Genomic DNA, 4,260 nt, shown 5'->3' with positions numbered 1-4,260 from the left:
AATAAATAGAATTCATAAATTCTTCTTTTAATTTATCTGAATAATCTACATATGACTTAACATTACTCAAAAATGATTTGACAGAATTGGAGTATATTGGGTAATCTGAGCCTGATTTCATTATGAAATTTATTAAATTTTATAAATCTTGTGAAAAATAAAAAATTTTCCGGTTTTGACATTAACGCTTGAAATTACAAAAATGTCATTTTTCGACTGCACCATGTAGATGTAGTTATTGACATTCAGTAATTTCTTCAAATTATGATGTCAGCATTAAAATTTGATGTGTAATATAGAAAATTTTTAATACATTTTAAGTTAATACGTAGAAAATCTGTGGATCCTAACCTATTGTTGGCATCTGAAAATATTCATCTACTAATTGCATATTTCTTTTTTTTTTAATCCGGAGATGACCTGTACTATCTTATAACATAAATTAACTAATTAAACAATTGTTATATCTAATTTAAATGCACCTAAAAATAAGTTGATTTAAGTTTAGAATAGTATAAATACTATATTAGCAAAATATAATAGTATAACTTTATTGTTATCTATTTTATTAAAAAATTATTATAAAAAGAGGATTATATGGATTTAAAAAAGACTTTATTAATATTATCTGTAATAGTGTTCTTTTCATCCGTCATTGCAGTCAGCGCTGATACTTCACAAAACAATGTGCATGACTTGCAAAGCATATTGGAAAACAATAATGAATCAGACATGACTGGATGCTGTTCTGTGGTATTGCAGCAGGATGGAAACAACAGTATCATGTCCTTTAGAAGAGATGCAGGAAATGCGGCGGACATATTTATCGAAAAGATTGATTGGCATGGAAAAGAAGCTATTAAACAATATAAAACTTCAGCAGGTTATTTCTGTCAGGTAATCATTACCAATGACGGTTGGGTAATAGGTTACGGAGGTATTGACGACGGTGATGATAACGTTAAAATTGAAAACATTACCGGAAACATGATTGAAAATCAGAGTACCATTTCTGAAAGTACATTGGAACAAATTCAACAGATCAAATCATCTTACGGAATCGGTCACGTAATCATCAAAGCTCCTAACGGAGACTACGGTGTTGCAACAGCGACTACACATTATACCGGAAAATTAGCCCCTAATGATTATATTTCTGTTCCTAACAGGGCAACATACATCAGGACTGGGGATGTTTTGCCTAATGCAACAGACAAAATAAAAACCATGAACAATCTGGCAATTTCCGACGGATTTGGTCTTACAAGAAGGGACGTTACAACATTCAATTTCCAATGCGGCAACACAACCAACGTTACAGACGTATACCTCTCCAACGATGACGGATCATACTGGGGAATGAGTACCGGAGGTCTTGTCGACAATGTCAATTTCACAGGAAAATACATTAAAACTGATGAAATTCCAATAGCTCCATCATACAAGCATATCGGAAACATCACATTTGATGAAAGCGATGCAAGCAATGGAACTGGAGGTTCCTTTGACATATGGGGCATTCTAATATTGATTATCGTTGCGGTTGTAGTTGGAATTGTGGCATTCTTCTCATATCATACCATAAAAGTACTTAGATATAGAAGAAGATATTACAGAAGACGTTAATTTTAATTTCACCGGCTTCAAGCTGGTGATAAACTATTTTTTTTTTAAAATCCAAGCAATATCTTAACACCAATTAAGATAAGAATAACACCACCGAGTATCTGGAATTTGTCACCTACATAATTGCCTATTTTTTTACCAATAAATATACCTAGGATTCCAAATACGAATGCAACTATACCTATTATTGCAGATGATATCAGTATCGGATCATTTAAAAGAGCAATTGTAATTCCTACTGCGAATGCGTCGATGCTTGTTGCAATTGCAAGCAGGGTCACTTCCCTGAATGAAAACTCATCGGTAATTTCCTCATCATCTCCGCTTAGGCTTTCACGAATCATGTTCACTCCGATTGCAAGAAGCAGGATAAATCCGATTATCGGTGCAAGTGTTGTTACAAATGATGCAATGACATTGCCGCAGAAGTATCCGATTATTGGCATTATCGCCTGAAAGCCTCCAAAGAACAGTCCGTAATATAGTATTTGCGGATTTGTCAGATGCTTTTGAGTGAAACCTTTTGTCATGGACACGCTGAATGCATCCATGGCCAATGCCACCGCCACCAAAAAAGTAGAAATAAAACTAAACATTATTTAATTTTTTGTAAGACAACATATATAATATTATTTAAAATAAAAATTTTTAAAAAAAATTCCAAAGTTCTTATCAGTTTTTAACAAATATTATGTAAATAGAATGAACACCATTGAAAATTAATTTTAATTGAATAAAGCGAATACTTTATTACTTTTGAATTATTAAAATATTAACATATAGGAAAATGAGGTGTTATATGTTAAATAAATTGTTTAAGTTAGAAGAAAACAATACTGACTTTAAAACCGAAATACTTGCAGGTATTACAACATTCCTCGCTATGTCCTATATTTTGGGTGTAAACCCTGGAATGTTATCTGCAACAGGAATGTCACTTTCAGGTGTATTTATTGCAACTGCTATTGCATCAGGTATAGCCTGTATTATAATGGGGCTCCTGTCCAATTATCCAGTTGGACTTGCTCCGGGAATGGGATTGAACGCATTATTCACCTATACTATCGTTTTGGGTATGGGTCTGTCATGGCAAGCAGCTCTTGCCGCAGTATTATTGTCAAGTATACTCTTTTTAATCATTACTATTGTCGGATTAAGGGAAGCAATCTTAAACGCTATTCCTAAAGACTTGAAACTTGCTATCGGTGCAGGTATCGGTTTCTTCCTTGCTTTCTTAGGTTTGGCAAATGCTGGAATCGTAGTATCCGATCCTGCTACAATCGTATCATTAGGTTCAGTATCAGCCGCTCCAGTATTGCTTGCATTGATCGGTATAGCAATCACTTTAATATTATACGTACGTAAAGTGCCTGCTGCAGTATTTATCGGATTACTCGTAACTGCTATAATTGGTGTAATCATGACTTTAGCAGGTCTTGGAGGTCCAGAATCAACATTACCATCCTTACCGGCTCAATGGGTATCCTTTAATTTAGATTTAAGTGTTGTCGGAGGATTCATGTCCGGATTTGGAGAACTGTTTAAAAACATTCCAACATTAATCATTATCTTGTTCTCATTACTCTTTGTTACATTCTTCGATACAACTGGAACTTTAATCCCTCTTGCAAAAGAATGTGGTTTTGAAAATGAAGACGGAACAACCGAAGGAATTAACAGAGCATTTATAAGTGACGCTTTAGGTGGAATAGTAGGTGCTATCATGGGTTCCAGTACCGTAACTGCATATGTTGAAAGTGCAACAGGTATTGGTCTTGGTGGAAGAACCGGTATTACCGCTATCGTAACAGGTATCTTGTTCTTACTTTCAGTATTCCTTGCTCCTACCGTTCTTGCATTATTCACTTCATCAGTTACCACTGCAGCATTAGTTACTGTAGGTATATTGATGTTTGTTCAAATCAAGGATATCGAATGGGATAACCTTGCTATTGTTGCTGCCGTATTTATGACAATCATTATGATGGTATTATCATATTCAATTTCATTAGGTATTGCATTTGGTTTCATCACATACACAATTGTGGCTGCAGCAACCGGAAAAGCTAAAGAATTAAACCCTCTTGTTTGGGTATTGTTCATAGTATTCATATTATACTTGGTCTTTGGATTATAGGGGTTTTTATTTCCCTATTTTCCCATTTTACTATTTTTTTTTGCTAATCTTTATATATAATTTATTTCATACATTATAATGTTGATTGTATAAATAATACAGTTGACTTGAGGTGAAATATATGAATAAAAATAAAATATTTGGAATTTTTATTCTTTTTGCACTTCTTATAACATGTATTGGTGTTAGCTTTGCATCAAATGATTTCGATGATTCATATATTGATGAAAATATCATAGATGATGATATTGTTGATGATATTGATGATTCATATGTCGATGATGACTCAGATATTTACAATGATGATGATTCTTATGTAGATGATGAGGATTATCTTGATGAGGACTACGACGACGAAGGCGACCTGGATGATGAAGACTGGGAAGACTACGACGACGAAGATGACCTGGATGATGAAGACTGGGAAGACTACGACGACGAAGATGACCTGGATGATGAAGACTGGGAAGACTACGACGACGAAGATGACCTGGATG

General features: G+C 34.1%; 4 protein-coding genes. 3 read left to right on the top strand and 1 reads right to left on the bottom strand.

Annotated elements, in window-relative coordinates; all coding sequences use genetic code 11:
* Nucleotides 1-597: 597 nt before the first annotated feature.
* Entirely contained in the window at nt 598-1,626 is a 1,029-nt protein-coding gene (locus ACKI30_RS02800) for a hypothetical protein (protein WP_407409711.1), read from the top strand.
* Nucleotides 1,627-1,670: 44 nt separating this feature from the next.
* Here ACKI30_RS02800 and ACKI30_RS02795 read toward each other — a convergent pair whose 3' ends face one another.
* Nucleotides 1,671-2,222: a manganese efflux pump MntP family protein gene (locus tag ACKI30_RS02795; RefSeq protein ID WP_407409709.1), complete on the bottom strand. Its 552-nt coding sequence runs from the start codon at nt 2,220-2,222 to the stop codon at nt 1,671-1,673.
* A gap of 203 nt (nt 2,223-2,425) precedes the next feature.
* On the opposite strand from ACKI30_RS02795, the gene ACKI30_RS02790 reads away from it, so the two are divergent.
* Together ACKI30_RS02790 and ACKI30_RS02785 are read left to right on the top strand one after the other, a co-directional pair.
* Nucleotides 2,426-3,763, top strand: coding sequence for an NCS2 family permease (locus ACKI30_RS02790; RefSeq protein WP_407409707.1), 1,338 nt, complete (start codon nt 2,426-2,428; stop codon nt 3,761-3,763).
* Between the two features lie 121 nt (nt 3,764-3,884).
* Nucleotides 3,885-4,260 (top strand): hypothetical protein (locus tag ACKI30_RS02785; protein WP_407409705.1); only part of this gene is annotated, 376 nt, incomplete at its 3' end.

This window comes from Methanobrevibacter sp. (assembly GCF_045539575.1).
In the GTDB taxonomy this organism is placed as follows: domain Archaea; phylum Methanobacteriota; class Methanobacteria; order Methanobacteriales; family Methanobacteriaceae; genus Methanocatella.
This window is presented reverse-complemented; position numbering and strand designations above follow the sequence as displayed.

Coding starts and splice junctions, on each gene's coding strand:
- ACKI30_RS02800 (WP_407409711.1), top strand. CDS start 598: ATGGATTTAAAAAAGACTTTATTAATATTATCTGTAATAGTGTTCTTT.
- ACKI30_RS02795 (WP_407409709.1), bottom strand. CDS start 2,222: ATGTTTAGTTTTATTTCTACTTTTTTGGTGGCGGTGGCATTGGCCATG.
- ACKI30_RS02790 (WP_407409707.1), top strand. CDS start 2,426: ATGTTAAATAAATTGTTTAAGTTAGAAGAAAACAATACTGACTTTAAA.